At 74.9% G+C, this 14,812-nt stretch carries 14 protein-coding genes; 12 read left to right on the top strand and 2 right to left on the bottom strand.

Annotation, left to right across the window (positions count from 1 at the left end; genetic code table 11):
- Window positions 1-10: 10 nt before the first annotated feature.
- The 9 genes from ACGF13_RS21945 to ACGF13_RS21905 all read left to right on the top strand — a co-directional run bounded on the left by ACGF13_RS21945 (window position 11) and on the right by ACGF13_RS21905 (window position 10,567).
- Window positions 11-772 carry a LysM peptidoglycan-binding domain-containing protein gene (locus tag ACGF13_RS21945; RefSeq protein ID WP_392877549.1) on the top strand — a complete coding sequence of 254 codons (762 nt, stop codon included), beginning with the start codon at window positions 11-13 and terminating at the stop codon, window positions 770-772.
- Window positions 769-2,547 carry a VgrG-related protein gene (locus tag ACGF13_RS21940; RefSeq protein ID WP_392877547.1) on the top strand — a complete coding sequence of 593 codons (1,779 nt, stop codon included), beginning with the start codon at window positions 769-771 and terminating at the stop codon, window positions 2,545-2,547. The genes ACGF13_RS21945 and ACGF13_RS21940 overlap by 4 nt, the downstream gene beginning before the upstream one ends.
- A gap of 75 nt (window positions 2,548-2,622) precedes the next feature.
- The gene (locus ACGF13_RS21935; RefSeq protein ID WP_392877545.1) at window positions 2,623-2,934 is read left to right on the top strand and encodes a PAAR domain-containing protein; all 312 of its coding nucleotides are present in this window, start codon (window positions 2,623-2,625) and stop codon (window positions 2,932-2,934) included.
- A 78-nt stretch (window positions 2,935-3,012) separates the two neighbouring features.
- On the top strand, window positions 3,013-3,450 hold the full coding sequence (locus tag ACGF13_RS21930) for a GPW/gp25 family protein (protein WP_392877543.1): 438 nt from the start codon (window positions 3,013-3,015) through the stop codon (window positions 3,448-3,450).
- Window positions 3,450-5,408, top strand: a complete 1,959-nt coding sequence (locus tag ACGF13_RS21925; protein ID WP_392877541.1) for a putative baseplate assembly protein — start codon at window positions 3,450-3,452, stop codon at window positions 5,406-5,408. Before ACGF13_RS21930 ends, ACGF13_RS21925 begins: the two co-directional genes overlap by 1 nt.
- Entirely contained in the window at window positions 5,405-5,968 is a 564-nt protein-coding gene (locus ACGF13_RS21920; protein WP_392877540.1) for a phage tail protein, read from the top strand. The genes ACGF13_RS21925 and ACGF13_RS21920 overlap by 4 nt, the downstream gene beginning before the upstream one ends.
- 3 nt (window positions 5,969-5,971) lie before the next feature.
- A complete protein-coding gene (locus ACGF13_RS21915) occupies window positions 5,972-7,249 on the top strand; it encodes a zinc ribbon domain-containing protein (protein ID WP_392877538.1) in 1,278 nt (425 codons plus the stop codon).
- A gap of 28 nt (window positions 7,250-7,277) precedes the next feature.
- Complete coding sequence (locus tag ACGF13_RS21910) at window positions 7,278-8,297, top strand: ArsR/SmtB family transcription factor (RefSeq protein WP_392877536.1); 1,020 nt, start codon at window positions 7,278-7,280, stop codon at window positions 8,295-8,297.
- A gap of 218 nt (window positions 8,298-8,515) precedes the next feature.
- Window positions 8,516-10,567, top strand: a complete 2,052-nt coding sequence (locus tag ACGF13_RS21905; RefSeq protein ID WP_392877534.1) for a transglycosylase domain-containing protein — start codon at window positions 8,516-8,518, stop codon at window positions 10,565-10,567.
- 76 nt (window positions 10,568-10,643) lie between these two features.
- Here the strand turns inward: ACGF13_RS21905 and ACGF13_RS21900 are convergent, their stop codons facing one another.
- Window positions 10,644-11,135 carry a signal peptide protein gene (locus tag ACGF13_RS21900; RefSeq protein WP_392877532.1) on the bottom strand — a complete coding sequence of 164 codons (492 nt, stop codon included), beginning with the start codon at window positions 11,133-11,135 and terminating at the stop codon, window positions 10,644-10,646.
- A gap of 289 nt (window positions 11,136-11,424) precedes the next feature.
- Between ACGF13_RS21900 and ACGF13_RS21895 the strand changes: the two genes are divergently transcribed.
- From ACGF13_RS21895 to ACGF13_RS21885, 3 genes are all read left to right on the top strand, one after another.
- Complete coding sequence (locus ACGF13_RS21895; RefSeq protein WP_392877530.1) at window positions 11,425-12,564, top strand: PP2C family protein-serine/threonine phosphatase; 1,140 nt, start codon at window positions 11,425-11,427, stop codon at window positions 12,562-12,564.
- A gap of 92 nt (window positions 12,565-12,656) precedes the next feature.
- Window positions 12,657-12,866 (top strand): hypothetical protein, encoded by a 210-nt coding sequence (locus ACGF13_RS21890; RefSeq protein ID WP_392877528.1) that lies wholly within the window; start codon window positions 12,657-12,659, stop codon window positions 12,864-12,866.
- Entirely contained in the window at window positions 12,853-14,244 is a 1,392-nt protein-coding gene (locus tag ACGF13_RS21885) for an amidase (protein ID WP_392877526.1), read from the top strand. Before ACGF13_RS21890 ends, ACGF13_RS21885 begins: the two co-directional genes overlap by 14 nt.
- Before the next feature lie 34 nt (window positions 14,245-14,278).
- On the opposite strand, the gene ACGF13_RS21880 is transcribed toward ACGF13_RS21885, so the two are convergent.
- Window positions 14,279-14,710 carry a GNAT family N-acetyltransferase gene (locus ACGF13_RS21880; RefSeq protein ID WP_392877524.1) on the bottom strand — a complete coding sequence of 144 codons (432 nt, stop codon included), beginning with the start codon at window positions 14,708-14,710 and terminating at the stop codon, window positions 14,279-14,281.
- Between the last annotated feature and the right edge of the window lie 102 nt (window positions 14,711-14,812).

Here is a 14,812-nt window from a genome sequence, read left to right as displayed (position 1 = left end):
GAGCACCAGGATGTCCCCGGCGGTCCCCGCCAGCGTCACCCGGGCCCAACTGACCATCATGGAGCCACCGTCCACGGTCGGCGCCCAGCCCGGCGGCACGCTCGCGCAGCTGCGCCTCCAGTTCAACCCGGCGACCCTGCGGCTGAGCAAGACCACCGAGTGGCGGCGCACCCCGTCCCGGATGGCGGGGGAGTCCGCACTGCCCGAGTTCGTCGGCAGCGGTCCGCGCTCGCTCTCCCTCGACGTGTTCCTGGACTCCACCGCGACCCACGACAACTCGGTGGAGCGGGCGGTGGAGCAGCTGATGACGGCCTGCGTACCCACCCCGACCAGCCTGGCGCGCAAGACACCGGCCAGCCCGTGGATCCGGCTGGACTGGGGCACCCTGAAGACCACCTCGTTCAACGGGGTGCTGACCGGCCTCTCGGTCACCTACTCGCTCTTCGACGTCGACGGGAAGCCGCTGCGGGCGGTCTGCTCGCTGACCATCGACGAGGCCAGCGTCGACCCGGCCGGGCAGAACCCCACCTCCGGCTCCCCGGAGGCCCGCAGCACCCACCGGGTGATCGCCGGCGACAGCCTGCCGCTGCTCGCCTGGCGCGCGTACGGGGACGCCACCGCCTGGCGCACCATCGCCGAGGCCAACGACATCGACGACCCGATGGCGCTCGTCCCCGGTGCGGACCTGATCGTGCCGGGCATCGAGGAACTCACCCAGAGCCGCGCCGGGAACCACACCCGGAGCGAACCCACCCAGGGCGGACGGCCATGACCACTCCCGAGGCCCGCGGCGGCCGCTCCTTCGCCGCCGATCCCGTCGTCGAGGCGCCGGGCCCGCTGCCGCCGATCTGGGTGACCCAGCTGGTCTCCTGCGACATCGAGGAGAGCGTCGGCCTGCCCGACACCGCCGTGCTGTCCTTCCGGGACGCCAACCACGCCTTCCTCGCCGCCACCGGGATCACCATCGGCACTCCGCTGAAGGTCTCCGTGGTCACCGTGCAGGGCAACACCAGGGCGCGGCTGTTCACCGGCGAGGTGACCGCGCTGGAGCTGGAGGTGGACACCACCGGCTCGTACACCGTGGTGCGGGCCTCGGCGGTCACCCACCGGCTGATGCGCGGGCGCCGGGTGAAGGCCTTCCGGAACATGACGACCGCCGACATCGTCCGCGAGGTCGCCACGGGAGCGGGCCTGACCTGCGGGAAGATCGACTCCTTCCCGGTCGTCCACCAGCAGCTCTCCCAGGCCAACGTCCCGGACTGGGACTTCCTCCAGTTCCTGGCACAGGAGAGCGGCGCCCAGGTGCGGGTGGACGACGACGGGAAGCTGGAGTTCGTCCGGCCCGACCCGGCCTCCGGCGCCCCGGCCCCCTCCACCCCGGCCCCGCAGAACCCGCTGGTGCTGGAGTACGGCCGCAACCTGCTGGAGCTGCGCGGCGTGCTGACCGGCGCCGCGGGGGCGGACACGGTCGAGGCGCGCGGCTGGAACGTCACCACCAAGAGCGCCCTGGTCGCCACCGAGCCCGCGGTGACCTCCCGTACCGTGCAACCGGGCATGAGCCCCTCCGTGGTGGCCTCCGCGTTCCCCGGCCAGGCCCGGCTGACCGTCGCCGACACCCCGTACCGCACCCAGGCGGAGACCGCCTCGGTGGCCCGTTCGCTGGCCGCCTCGGTGGCGGCCGGCTTCGGCGAACTGGAGGCCGTCGCCGAGGGCAACCCGCGGCTGCGGGCGGGCACCGCCGTCGCCCTGGGCAACGTCGGCGCCGCCTTCTCCGGCCGCTACACCGCCACCGGGGTACGCCATCTGCTGGAACCGTTCCGCGGCTACCGCACCACCGTGGTGGTCAGCGCCGCCCCGGACCGCTCCCTGGCCGGGCTGACCAGCGGCGGCAACGCGCCGCCGCGCGGGCCCCGGATGCCCGGCCTGGCCGTCGCCGTGGTCACCGACGTCCGGGAGCCGGGCGGCGGGCAGCGCGGCTGGGTGAAGCTCAAGTTCCCCTGGCTGGACGACACCTACGTCTCCGACTGGGTGCGCACCGTGCAGTGGGGCGGAGCCGGGGGCGGCGGCGTGGTCAGCCCCGAGGTCAACGACGAGGTGCTGGTCGGCTTCGAGCAGGGCGACCTGGACAGCCCGTACGTGCTGGGCGGGCTCTACAACGGCGTCGACCGGCCCTCCCCGCACGACGTGCCGCTGGTCGACGGGGCCTCCGGCAAGGTCAACCGCCGTTCCGTGGTGTCCCGTTCGGGCCACCGGATGGAGCTGCTGGACGTGCCGGGCGGCAAGTCCGGCGTCCATCTGGCCAGCGGCGACGGGAAGTTGGAGGTCAGCCTGGACCAGCAGCGCGGCGAGATCGTGCTGACCGTCCACGGCCTCGGCGGCGCGGCCGGCAGCACGGTGCGGCTCTCGCCCTCCGGCATCACCCTGGACGCGGGCACCGGCGCGGTGAACGTGCGCGGCGGATCGGTCACCGTCCGGGGGACGACCTCGGTCACCGTGGACGGCGGCGCCGAGGCGGTGCTCAAGGGGGCCTTCGTCAGGATCAATTGATGGAACGTCAGCAACCCATGGCAGTATGACGAGTGCCCACGACCAACGGGGCACCATCGGAAACGGAGACCGCACATGCCCCCCGCAGCCCGGACCGGCGACCTCACCGACCACGGCGGCGCCCTGACCACCCCGCCGCCGGGCGCCCTCAGGGTGGCGACCGTGCTCATCGGCGGCCGCCCCGCCGCGGTGGTCGGCAGCGTCCACGCCTGCGTCGTCCCCCCGCACCTGGCCCTGGGCCCCGGCAACGTGGTGCTGCCCTCCCCGGGCGCGGTGACCCGCGGAATGGTGCTGATCGGCGGCCTTCCCGCCGCCCGTATGGGCGACAAGACGACCTGCGGCGCCACCGTCACCGTCGGCGCGTTCAACGTGCTGATCGGGGGCTGACATGAGCGAGCGAAGCGAGCGAATCATCAAGAGGTGCGAGTGGGCGAATGCCCCTGCCGAGCGCAGCGAGGTGGGCGCATGAGCGGTAGTTTCATAGGCAGGGGCTGGGCCTTCCCGCTGCGGGTGAACGCCACCGGCGGCATCGGCATGGTGGAGCGGGACCAGGAGCTCGCGGAGGCGATCCGCCTGATCCTCGGCACCGCCCCCGGCGAGCGGCCGATGCGGCCCGAGTTCGGCTGCGGCATCCACGAGTACGTCTTCGCCTCGGGCGACAGCACCACCGCCGGGCGGATCGCCCGCGAGGTGCGCATCGCGCTGGAGCGCTGGGAGCCGCGGATCGAGGTCGACGACGTGGTGATCGCCTTCGACAGCGTCGAGGAGGGCACCCTCTACATCGACGTCCACTACACCGTGCGGGCCACCAACGACCGCCGCAACCTGGTCTTCCCCTTCTACACCATCCCGGAGCACCCGGAGGCCGAGCCGCTGAGTGCGACGAGCGGGGGTGCGTACTGATGGCCCTGCCCTCCCCGAACCTGGACGACCGCCGCTTCCAGCAGCTCGTCGACGAGGCCAAGCGCTACGTCCAGCAGCGCGCCCCGGAGTGGACCGACCACAACGTCTCCGACCCGGGCGTCACCCTGATCGAGACCTTCGCCTACCTGGTGGACCAGCTGCTCTACCGGCTGAACCGGGTCCCGGAGAAGAACTACGCCGCCTTCCTCGACCTGCTCGGCATCCGGCTCTTCCCGCCCGCCGCGGCCCGCACCGAAGTCGACTTCTGGCTCTCCGCCCCGCAGCCCGAGACCGTCCTGCTGCGGGCCGGCACCGAGGTCTCCACGCTGCGCACCGAGACCGACGACGCGGTGGTCTTCTCCACCGCCGAGGACCTGCCGATCGTCCCCAGCTCGCTGGAGCGGCTGGTCACCGTCTCCGCCTCCGGCGAGCAGTCCGACGGCACGGCCCGGCTGGCCGACGGCGCGGACGTGCCGTGCTTCCAGCCGCGCCCGGTCGCCGGGGACGCCATGCTCTTCGCCCTGCCCGCCGTGGTGCCGCGCTGCATCCTGATCGTCCGCCTGGACAGCCGGGTGGAGGGCGTCGGCGTCGACCCGCGCCAGCCTCCGCTGGCCTGGGAGGTCTGGGACGGCGCGCGCTGGATCGCCTGCGAGACGGGCAGCGACACCACCGGCGGCCTCAACCGGCCCGGCGAGGTGGTCGTCTTCGTGCCCGCCGGGCACACCGCCTCGGTCGTCGCCGGCCGGCGGGCCGGCTGGCTGCGCTGCCGGGTCACCGAGCCGCAGCCGGGCCAGCCCTTCTACTCCGAGTCCCCGACCATCCGGCGGGCCGAGGTGTTCACGGTCGGCGGCACCGCCACCGCCGTCCACGCGCGGACCGTCACCGACGCGCCGCTCGGCGCCTCCGAGGGCGTCGCGGGCCAGCGCTTCCGGCTCGCCCGGCCGCCGGTGCTGCTCGACGGCGAGCCCCCGGTGGTCGAGGTCGCGGCCGGCGAGGGCTGGGAACGCTGGACGGTCGTCGAGCACTTCGGCGAGTCCTCGCCCGCGGACCGGCACGTGGTGCTGGACGCGACCACCGGCGAGTTCCTCTTCCCGCCCGCGGTCCGGGAGCCCGACGGCAGCCTGCGCGCCTTCGGCGCCGTACCGCCCAAGGGCGCCCAGCTGCGCGTCCCGCGCTACCGCACCGGCGGCGGGATCGCCGGCAACGTCGCCCGCGGCACCGTCACGGTGCTGCGCAGCTCCGTCCCGTACATCGCCCGGGTGGACAACCGGGAGGCGGCCCGCGGCGGGGTCGACGGCGAGACCGTGGAGAACGCCAAGGCCCGCGCCCCGCACCAGCTGCGCCTGCAGGAACGTGCCGTCACCGCCGGGGACTTCGAGCTGATCGCCCGGCAGGCCGCGCCGTCCGCCGCCCGGATCAGCTGCGTGCCCGCCGGCGGCGCGGAGGCCGGGGCGGTGCGGGTCCTGGTGGTCCCCGACGCCGTCGCGGACGAGGGCGACCGGCTGCGCTTCGAACAGCTGATCCCCGACGAGCAGATGCTGGCCGCCGTCGCGACCGCCCTCGACGAGCGGCGGCTGATCGGCACCCGGCTGCTCGTCCAGCCCCCCTCCTACCAGGGCGTCACGGTCGTCGCCCGGCTCACCACCCGCTCCGCCGACCCCGACCGGGTCCGCGAGGAGGTGCTCGCCGCGCTGTACCGGTACCTCAACCCGCTGCGCGGAGGAGCGGACGGCACGGGCTGGCCGTTCGGCCGGGCGGTGCAGTACGGGGAGGTGTTCGCCGTGCTCCAGCGGGTGTCCGCCGTCGCGGGCGTCGAGGAGGTGAGGCTGTTCCCGGCCGACCCGATCACCGGACGCCGGGGCGCCCCCGCCGAGCGGGTCGAGGTCCCGCCGGACGCCCTGGTCTTCTCCCACCAGCACCAGGTCGTGGTCACCACGGCCGCCGAGGGAATCTCATGACCCGGGCCGCCGTCCCCGGGCTGCCCAGCCCGCACCCGATCGGCGAACTGCTGCCGGCGCTGTTCGCCGACGACGACTTCGCCCAGCGGTTCACCGCGGGCCTGGACACCGTCCTCGCCCCGGTGTTCGCGACCCTGGACAACCTGCCCGCCTACTTCCGGCCCGGCCTCGCGCCGGCCGACTTCCTCGACTGGCTGGCCTCCTGGGTCGCGGTGGAGGTCGACCCGGCCTGGCCGGTGGAGGTGCGCCGCGCCGTGGTCGAGCGCGCCGTCGAACTCCACCGCTGGCGCGGCACCCGCCGCGGCCTGACCGAACGCCTGCGACTGGTGCTCGGCGCCGGAGCCGAGATCGTGGACGGCGGCGGCGCCTCCTGGTCCACCGACCCGGACGCCACGCCGGCGCCCGCGCCGGGCGGCGAGGTGCTGGTCCGGGTCTGGCCGCTGCGCGGACCGGCGCCGGACGAGGACCAGGTGCGGTCCGTCGTCAGGGCGGGCTGTCCCGTCCACCTGACCTGCCGGGTGGAGATCCTGCCCGGCCCACCCGGGCGAACGGAGGGCTGACGGATGCCGGTGTGCCCCGAATGCGGAACGGCCAACGGGGAGGGGGACGACTTCTGCGGCAACTGCGGCGCCTACCTCGGCTGGTCGCGCGGCACCCCCGCCACCCCGGCGGCGGCGCCGACGGCCGCGCCCGCGGCGGTGCCCGCACCCGCGAAGGCCGAACCCGAGCCCGAGCCGACACCCGTACCCACGGCGGAGCCCGCGCCCGCGCCCGCGCCCGCCGAATCCACGCGGCGGAGCGCCGCGCGCCGGACCGCGCGCAGCGAGCCGACAACCGAACCGGCGGCCAAGGCGGAAACCACCGCGGAAGCCAGGACAGAAGCCAAGGCGGAGCCCAAGCCGGAGCCCAAACCCGAGGCCAAGGCACAGCAGCCGCCCGCCCGCCCGGCGCCCGTCGAGACCCCGGCCCCCGAGCCCCCGCCCGCCGCCGAGCCCGCCCGCCCGAGCCCCGCCCCCGTACGGCCGGCCCCCGCTCAGACCGCCGCACCCGCCCCGCAGGCCGACCCGGTGGCCGTCCAGCCCGCCAAGCCCGTGGCCCCCCGCCCCGTCAGCCGGCCGGCCGAGACCGTCGAGACCCAGGACGGCCCGCCCTGCCCCCGGTGCGGCACGCCCAACCTGCCCGAACGGAAGTTCTGCCGCCGCTGCGCCGCACCGCTGACCCCCACCGCGGCCGCGCCCGAACTGCCCTGGTGGCGCACCCGCTGGCCGTTCCGGCGCCGGGTGCGGATCGGCGGCTCCGGCAACGCGCTGCGCCGCACCATCGCGCTGCTCGTGCTGGTCGCGCTGGTCGTCGCCGGGATCCTGCTCTACCCGGCCGGCAAGGTCGCCTTCCAGGACGTGCTGGACAAGGTCCGCGGCACCGCGCCGATCACCCCCTCCGCCACCACGGCGAGCGCGGCCGTCGAGGGCCATCCGGCCGGCGCGGCCGACGACGGCCTCACCAACACCTACTGGGGCGCACCCGCGATCGGGGACTCCGTCACCTTCTCCTTCCGCACCCCGTTCCGGCTGGTGGACCTGATCGTCCACACCGGCCCTTCGGTGGACCAGCAGCAGTTCCGCCAGCAGGCCCGCCCCATCGTCGTCTCCATGGAGGTCACCTCCGAGGACGGCAAGGTGCACACCGAGCAGGTCGCGCTCAACGACCAGCCGGGCCCGCAGACCGTGCCGACCGGGATCAGCGACGTCACCCAGGTGAAGCTCACCGTCCGCGAGGCCGCCGGGACGGGCCCCGGCCGCGCCATCGCGCTCTCGGAGGTGGAATTCTTCAAGCGCACCTGACCCTGGCGCGCGCTACCGGAGGGAAACGATGGTCTACCGGATCCACTTCACCGCCGAGGACCTGGCCAGGACCCGGCCGGCGGAGCCGATGCCGTTCTCCGAACTCATGGCCGCGGCAAGGGCCCTGCAGGAACGGAGCCAGGCGGCGCGGCTGGATCCGTGGCGGCGGAGCGTCCTCGCGGGCCTGCCCGACGGCGCCCGCATGGCCCTGTCCCTGGTCCCGGCGGACGGCTGGGGGCCGACCTTCCTCATGCCCGCGGTGGCGGGCCACCCGGAGGAACTGCTGGAACGCGTACGGGCCACCCCGCGCCGGCTCGTCGAGGCGGAACTCGCCGCGATCGCCGAGCACCAGCCCGTCCCGGGGTGGGCCCGGCACCTGGCGGACGACCGGGCGCTGCGCGAGGAACTCGCCGACAGCCTCGGGCTGCTCTACGAGCACCTGGTCGGCGGCCACTGGCCGCAGCTCGTCGACCGCCACGCCGCCGACCGGTCCGTGCGGCTGCGGCAGTTCCTCGGCGGAGGCGTCGAACTCCTGCTGGCCGGCGCCAACCCCCGCTGGATGCGCTGGAACCCGCCGGTGCTCGAAGTCCGCAGCGGCGTCGACCACGACCTGCACCTGCGGGGGCAGGGCGTCCTGCTGGGCCCGTCCGTGTTCGCCACCCGGGCCATGGTCAGCGACGACACCCACGGCCTGCCCCTGCCCGTGATCACCTACCCGATCGACGACAGCCGGCCGGCGGGCTGGCCGGCCCTGCTCGGGCCCGACCGGGCCCCGGCGGGGACGGCGGCCGCCCTGTCCGCGCTGCTCGGACAGACCCGCGCCGCCGTCCTGCAGACGATCGCCGAACACCCCGGCTGCACGACGAAGGAACTCGCCGCGCTCGCCGGGACCACCCCCTCCAGCGCCAGCGAACACGCCACCGTGCTGCGCGAGGCCGGCCTCGTCCGCACCGCCCGGTACCGCAACACCGCACTGCACAGCCCGACCGCCCTCGGCCTCGGCCTGCTCGGCGACGGCACCGAACCGCCCGGTTCCGATCCGTCCTGAGCGGTGCGGCCCGCGCACTCACACCAGCAGCAGCCCCCCGCACCGCTGGGCGCCGTCCTTCATCGCGATCAGGTTCGCCGTGACGTAGGGGCCGTTCGCACCCCGGGGGCGTTCCATCCATTGCCCGCCGAATGTCACCCACCAGGGGCCGGGGCACCCGGGGTACGGCAGCGGCCTTCCAAGGAGTTCCTCATCTGTGCCACGTACGGTCACCCGTCATGGCACAACGGCGGGTGGTGGCGGGCATGGGGAAGCTGGGGCACGGGACGCGGCTGATCGCGGTGAGCGTGGTCGCCGGGGTGGTGGCGGCGGGGATGGTGCTGCCCGCGGTGGCGGCGGTCGGGCTCGGCGCGCGGTCGGCGGCGGACGACTTCCAGGGCTTGCCCGACGACTTCAGGACCCCGCCGTTGTCCCAGGCGACGACCATCCTCGACGCCGAGGGCGGCACGATCGCCACCGTGTACGACCGGGACCGCACGGTCGTCCCGGCGGACCGGATCTCCCCGCTGGTGAAGACCGCGCTGGTGGACGTCGAGGACAACCGCTTCTACGAGCACGGCGCGATCGACCTCAAGGGCGTGCTGCGCGCCCTGGACAACAACGCCTCCTCGGGCGCGACCCAGGGCGCGTCCACCCTGACCCAGCAGTACGTGAAGAACGTCTTCGTCGAGGAGGCGGGAGACGACCCGCAGAAGGTCGCCGAGGCGCAGCGGCAGACGGTGGGCCGCAAGATCCAGGAGCTGAAGTACGCGATCAAGGTCGAGGAGACCCTGAGCAAGGACCAGATCCTCACCAACTACCTGAACATCACCTTCTTCGGCGAGCAGGCCTACGGTGTCGAGGCGGCCGCCCGGCGCTACTTCGGCGTGCACGCCGCGGACCTCACCCTGCCGCAGGCCGCGCTGCTGGCGGGTCTGGTGCAGTCGCCGACCGGCTACGACCCGACGGTCAACCCGACGGCGGCGAAGGAGCGGCGTGACACCGTGCTGCGCAAGATGGCCGCGTACGGGCACATCACCCAGGAGGAGGCCCGGCAGGCCATCGCCTCCCCGCTGGGCCTGAACGTCCAGGCGCCGCAGCAGGGCTGCATCCTGGCCAAGCAGGGCGAGGGCTTCTTCTGCGACTACGTGCGCAACGTGGTGCTCACGGATCCGGCCTTCGGGAAGTCGGCGGCCGAGCGGCAGACGCTCTGGAAGCGCGGCGGCCTGCAGATCCGCACCACGCTCGACCCGAAGGCGCAGGCGGCGCTGCAGGCCTCGGTCACCGGTCATGTCGACGCGGGCGACCAGGCGGCGACGGCGATGAGCATCGTCCAGCCGGGCACCGGGAGGATCCTGGCGATGGGCCAGAGCCGCCCGTACGGGGTGGACGACAAGCAGCACCAGACCCAGATCAACTACAACGTCGGCAAGGCCCTGGGCGGCGGGCTCGGGTTCCCGACCGGTTCGACCTTCAAGCCGATCGTCGCGGCGGCGGCCCTGGAGGGCGGCATACCGGCCGATCAGAGCTACACCACCGACTACAGCATCCCGTGGCCGGCCATGACGGACTGCTCGGGCGGCCGGTTCCCTTCCGCCGGGCAGGTGCACAACGACAGCCAGAGCCTCACCGGCCGGTTCGACATGAAGTCGGCGATGGCGCAGTCCGTCAACACCTACTTCGCGAAGCTGGAGGCCGACACCGGCCTGTGCTCGGTCGCGCGGATGACCGAGAAGCTGGGCATCACCCAGCAGGCGGGCGGCGAGAAGCTCCAGGTGGTCCCGTCGATGACGCTGGGCAGCAACGACCTGACGCCGCTGGGCATGGCGGCCGTCTACGCGGCCTTCGCCGCCCACGGCACCTACTGCGCGCCGACCGCGATCGCCTCGGTGACCGGTCCCGACGGCAAGCCGCTCGCGGTGCCGCAGGCGAACTGCACGGCGGCGATGTCGGCCGGCACCGCCGACACGGTCAGCGCGATGCTCAAGGGTGTGGTGGAGGACGGCACCGGCCGGACGGCCGGCCTCACCGGCCGGGACAGCGCGGGCAAGACCGGCACCACCAACGACAGCCGCCAGGTCTGGTTCGTCGGCTACACCCCGGAGATGGCGGGTGCGACCGTGGTCAGCGACACCGACAACCCGAAGCCGCTGGACGGCCAGCGGATCGGCGGCACGGTGGTCGGCCAGGCCTTCGGCGGCACCCTGGCCGGCCCGATCTGGCGCGACGCCATGGACGGCGCCCTGGCCGGCACCCCGGCTGGGACCTTCACCCCGGTGCAGCTGCCTTAGGGCCTGTCTCCTGGGTCCTTGCCGGGTCCGACGAAACCCGAGAGACAGGCCCTGAGCCGGTGACTCGGGGCAGGACTCACCCGTAGAGCGCCACCCTGGGCTCGACCGTCCCCTGGGCGGGGGCCGCCCCGACGACGGTGACCCGGTAGCGCTCGGTCAGGGTGTGGTGGCCGTGCAGGACGAGCTTGGCCGGGACGAGCTTGGTGTACAGCGTCCCGGTCTGGCTGGCGAGCGGCGTGGTGCGCCAGTGGCCGTCCGAGGAGAGCACCTCGAGCCGGATGCTCGACGGGTCGAGGAAGGGGCCGTTCTGGGGGGACTCGATGAGGATCTGCGGGGCCACCGTCCGGTCCGCCGAGGAGTCGTTGCGGTAGGTGACGGTGACCACCCGCTGTGCGTCGTCGCGCGGCAGCGGGGAGGTGGGCAGCTCCACGAAGCCGGTCGGCGGGGCGCCGGCCGCGGCCGCGGTGCCGGTCGCGGCCTGGGCCGGGGCGGTGAGCAGGGCGGTGGGCACGGCGGCGACGGCCGCGGCCAGGGCCACGCTCCGACGGGGGATCTTCCGGGTGCGCATGGCGCCTCCTTCGGCCGACGGCCAGGGCACGCGGGTGCGCCGACTGGTCCGGGCAGGTCCGTACGGCACCACCCTGCCCCCTCACCCGGAAGGCCGCACGCCGGGCCCGGCCGGAGCGCCGGGAGTGGCGCCGCGACTGGGCCGAACGTGCGACGGCCGGGGCCGTCGGGCCGGGGCGTCGCCCACGCCGGGAGCGGGCCCCTTACCTTGGGCGCAGCCTCCGCCCGGCGCCCTCGCCCGCGCGGGGCGTCCGGAGGTCGGGGCAGGTCGCGAGAAGGGGAGGGACGGGGTGCGGGCGCGTTCGGTGGAGGAGCCGGGGCAGCGGACGCCGATCCTGATCCGGTACGGCCACCGCTCCTGGCTGGTGCCCCTGGCGGTGCTCGGGCTGGTGGTGGGGGTGGACGCGGCCACGCCGATGACCTTCGCGTCGGTCAGCTGGCTGGTCATGGTCCCGGTGGTCGCCGCCGGGCTCTGCGGGCCGGCCGCCACCGTGCTGTTCTCCCTCCTCGCCATCGCCGCCTATCCCGCCCTGGACAGCATCTGGGGGAAGTCCCAGGGGACCGAGGACTTCCTGCTGGTGATCGCGGGAGCCGCCCTCTCGGTGCCGATCAGCATCTTCCGCGTCCGCGCCGCCGGCTATGTCCGCCACCTCCAGGGCGCGGCCGAGACCACCCGGCAGGTGGTGCTGCGCCCGGTGCCCCCGGGGTGGGGCGGGGTGGACTCGGCGGCGCGCTACCTGGCCGCGGACGTCGAGGCCCGGGTGGGCGGCGACTTCTACGACGTGCTGGCCACCCCGTTCGGGGCGCGGGTCATCCTCGGCGACGTCCAGGGCAAGGGCCTGCCGGCCGTCTCCGCGGCGGCGGCCCTGGTCGGCTGCTTCCGGGAGGCCGCCTTCCACGAGGGCGACCTGGCCACCGTCGCGGGCTGGCTGGAGGAGCGGCTGCACCGGCAGAACCTGCTGGCGGAGCGGCTGGGGGAGGGGGAGGAGCGGTTCGCGACGGCGGTGGTGGTCGGCTTCCCCGCCGACGCGCCGGGGGAGGTGGAGGTGGTCAACTTCGGCCATGACAGCCCCCACGTGCTCGGTTCCGAGGGCGTTCGGCAGCTGCCGCCGGGCGGCGGCGCCCCGATCGGGCTGGCCCAGCTGGCCGGCGGGCTGCCGCCGGTGCGGCGGCTGCGGCTGGGCCCGGGGGAGACGGTGCTGATCGTCTCGGACGGGGTGACGGAGGCCCGTGACCGTACGGGCGCGTTCTTCTCCCTGCGCGCCCAGCTGGACCGGCTGGCCGACGGCCCGGGGACGGTCGACCCGGGGCGCCTGGTCGACGAGGTGGCCGCCGCGGTCCTGCGGCACACCGAAGGCCGGCTGACGGACGACACCGCCCTGCTCGCCGTCCGGACGCCGCCGGTGGAGCAGGTGGCGCCGGTGCGCTGAGCCCGCGGTGGGGTGGACGGCGCCGCCGACGGGGATCCTCCGTCCGACGTCCGAGTCACCCCGCCGCACCAGCCTCAGTCAGGAGCGCACCCGTGGATTCCGCCGAACTCACCCCGTCCGAGGCCGCCCGGTGGTCCGCCCGGGCCGGACTCGACCTGCCGGCCGAGCGCCATGCCGCGGTGGCGGCCACCGCCCGGCGCCTCCAGTCCGTCGTCGCCGTCCTGCGGGAGCTGGACTACGGGGACACCCCGCCCGATGCCGTCTTCCGCGCGGGAGGGGAGCGGCCCGATGCAGCCGTATGAGCTGAGCCTCGCCGCCGCGGCGGCGGAGATCCGGGAACGGCGGCTGTCCCCCGTGGAGCTGGTCGACTCCGTCCTCGGCCGCATCGACCGGGTGGAGCCGCAGCTCGGCGCGTACGTCGCCGTCACCGCCGAGCAGGCCCGCGACGCGGCCCGCGAGGCCGAGCGGGAGATCGCCGGGGGCCGGTACCGGGGGCCGCTGCACGGCGTCCCGGTCGGGCTGAAGGACCTGATCGACGTCGCCGGCACGCCCACCACCGCGAGCTCCCGGGTCCGCGACGGCCACCGCGCGGCCGAGGACAGCACCGTCGCCGCCCGGCTGCGGGCCGCCGGGGCCGTCCTGGCCGGCAAGACCCACACCCACGAGTTCGCCTACGGCCTGACCACCCCGCAGACCGGCAACGCCTGGGACCGCGGGCGGGTCGCCGGAGGCTCCAGCGGCGGGTCGGCCGTCGCGGTGGCCGCCGGGGCGGCGACCTTCGCCCTGGGCACCGACACCGGCGGGTCGATCCGGGTGCCCGCCGCGCTGAACGGGGTGGTCGGCCTCAAGCCCACCTACGGGCTGGTGCCCCGGCACGGCGTCACCTCGCTGTCCTGGTCGCTCGACCACGTCGGGCCGATCACCCGGACCGTCGAGGACGCGGCGCTGGTCCTGGACGCCATCGCCGGGCACGACCCGCGCGACCCCGCCTCGGTGGCCGTCCCCACCGTCGACCACCGGCCCGAGCGGGAGCCGGACCTGACGGGCGTGCGGGTCGGCGTGCCGGACGGCTACTACCTCGACCACGTCGACGAGGCGGTCGCGGCGGCCGTCCACGGCGCGGTCGCGCAGCTGGAGGCCCTCGGTGCCCGGCCCGTCGCGGTGGAGATCCCGATGGCGCGTTACCTCGTGCCCACCCTGTGGGGCCTGACGGCGCCCGAGGCCGCCGCCTACCACGCGCGCACCCTGCGCACCGTCCCCGAGCTGTACCAGGCCGACGTCCGGGTGCTGCTGGAGGCCGGCGAACTGATCGGCGCGGGCGACTACCTGCGCGCCCAGCGCGCCCGGACGATGATCCGGGAGGCCTGGGCGCGGATGCTGGCACAGGTCGAGGTGATCGCCGCCCCGACGGTGCCGACGACGGCGGTCCGGGCCGGCCAGGAGAGCGTCAGCTGGCCGGACGGCACCACCGAGAGCGTCCCGGAGGCCTACGTCCGGCTCTCCGCCCCGGCCAACGTCACCGGCGTGCCCGCCCTGTCCGTCCCGGCCGGCCGCGACGCGGCGGGGCTGCCGATCGGCCTGCAACTGCTCGGGCGGCCGTTCGGCGAGCGCACGCTGCTGCGGGTCGGCCACGCCTACGAGCGGACCCGGCCCGCGCGGGCGCTCGCCCCGATGGTCTGAGCCCGCGGGGCCGCTCCGGCGGCGCGTGGGGCCGTCAACGGCCTTCCATCAGGCGGTACATGCCGATCGAGTCGTGGGTGGCGGTGTCCGCGAAGCCGAACTTCTCGTAGAGGAAGCGCGCGGGGCCGTCCGCGATCAGCGAGACGTACGCGGTGGCGGGGGCCCGGCGTTCCAGCTCCTCGGTGAGTGCCGCCATGATGCGCTTGCCGAGGCCGTGGCCCTGGTGCGCGGGGTGGACGCAGATGTCGGTGATCTGGAACGCGGTGCCGCCGTCGCCGATGATCCGCCCCATGCCGACGGGCTCGCCCTCGTGGTGGAGGACCACGCCGTACCAGGTGTTGGGGAGGGCGACCGCGACCGCCTCGGGCGCCTTGTCGGAGAGTCCGGCGTCGGTGCGCAGGCGGCGGAAGACCTCGACGGTGGGCACGCCGGGGCGAAGCTCGTAAGGGTCACTTATCGGAGTCATAGCTTACATGCTACCCGCTCGACCCTGCCGTCCGGCTCCGGCCGCTCGGGTGAACGCGCGGCGCGACATGCCGGACCGGGCGGGGGGTCGCGGAGGCGGAGG

The organism is Kitasatospora sp. NPDC048286, from assembly GCF_043201735.1.
Classification (GTDB): domain Bacteria; phylum Actinomycetota; class Actinomycetes; order Streptomycetales; family Streptomycetaceae; genus Kitasatospora.
This window is presented reverse-complemented; position numbering and strand designations above follow the sequence as displayed.

Excerpts from the sequence above, each read along its gene's own strand:
- ACGF13_RS21945 (WP_392877549.1), top strand. The coding sequence starts at position 11 with ATGTCCCCGGCGGTCCCCGCCAGCGTCACCCGGGCCCAACTGACCATC.
- ACGF13_RS21940 (WP_392877547.1), top strand. The coding sequence starts at position 769 with ATGACCACTCCCGAGGCCCGCGGCGGCCGCTCCTTCGCCGCCGATCCC.
- ACGF13_RS21935 (WP_392877545.1), top strand. The coding sequence starts at position 2,623 with ATGCCCCCCGCAGCCCGGACCGGCGACCTCACCGACCACGGCGGCGCC.
- ACGF13_RS21930 (WP_392877543.1), top strand. The coding sequence starts at position 3,013 with ATGAGCGGTAGTTTCATAGGCAGGGGCTGGGCCTTCCCGCTGCGGGTG.
- ACGF13_RS21925 (WP_392877541.1), top strand. The coding sequence starts at position 3,450 with ATGGCCCTGCCCTCCCCGAACCTGGACGACCGCCGCTTCCAGCAGCTC.
- ACGF13_RS21920 (WP_392877540.1), top strand. The coding sequence starts at position 5,405 with ATGACCCGGGCCGCCGTCCCCGGGCTGCCCAGCCCGCACCCGATCGGC.
- ACGF13_RS21915 (WP_392877538.1), top strand. The coding sequence starts at position 5,972 with ATGCCGGTGTGCCCCGAATGCGGAACGGCCAACGGGGAGGGGGACGAC.
- ACGF13_RS21910 (WP_392877536.1), top strand. The coding sequence starts at position 7,278 with ATGGTCTACCGGATCCACTTCACCGCCGAGGACCTGGCCAGGACCCGG.
- ACGF13_RS21905 (WP_392877534.1), top strand. The coding sequence starts at position 8,516 with ATGGCACAACGGCGGGTGGTGGCGGGCATGGGGAAGCTGGGGCACGGG.
- ACGF13_RS21900 (WP_392877532.1), bottom strand. The coding sequence starts at position 11,135 with ATGCGCACCCGGAAGATCCCCCGTCGGAGCGTGGCCCTGGCCGCGGCC.
- ACGF13_RS21885 (WP_392877526.1), top strand. The coding sequence starts at position 12,853 with ATGCAGCCGTATGAGCTGAGCCTCGCCGCCGCGGCGGCGGAGATCCGG.
- ACGF13_RS21880 (WP_392877524.1), bottom strand. The coding sequence starts at position 14,710 with ATGACTCCGATAAGTGACCCTTACGAGCTTCGCCCCGGCGTGCCCACC.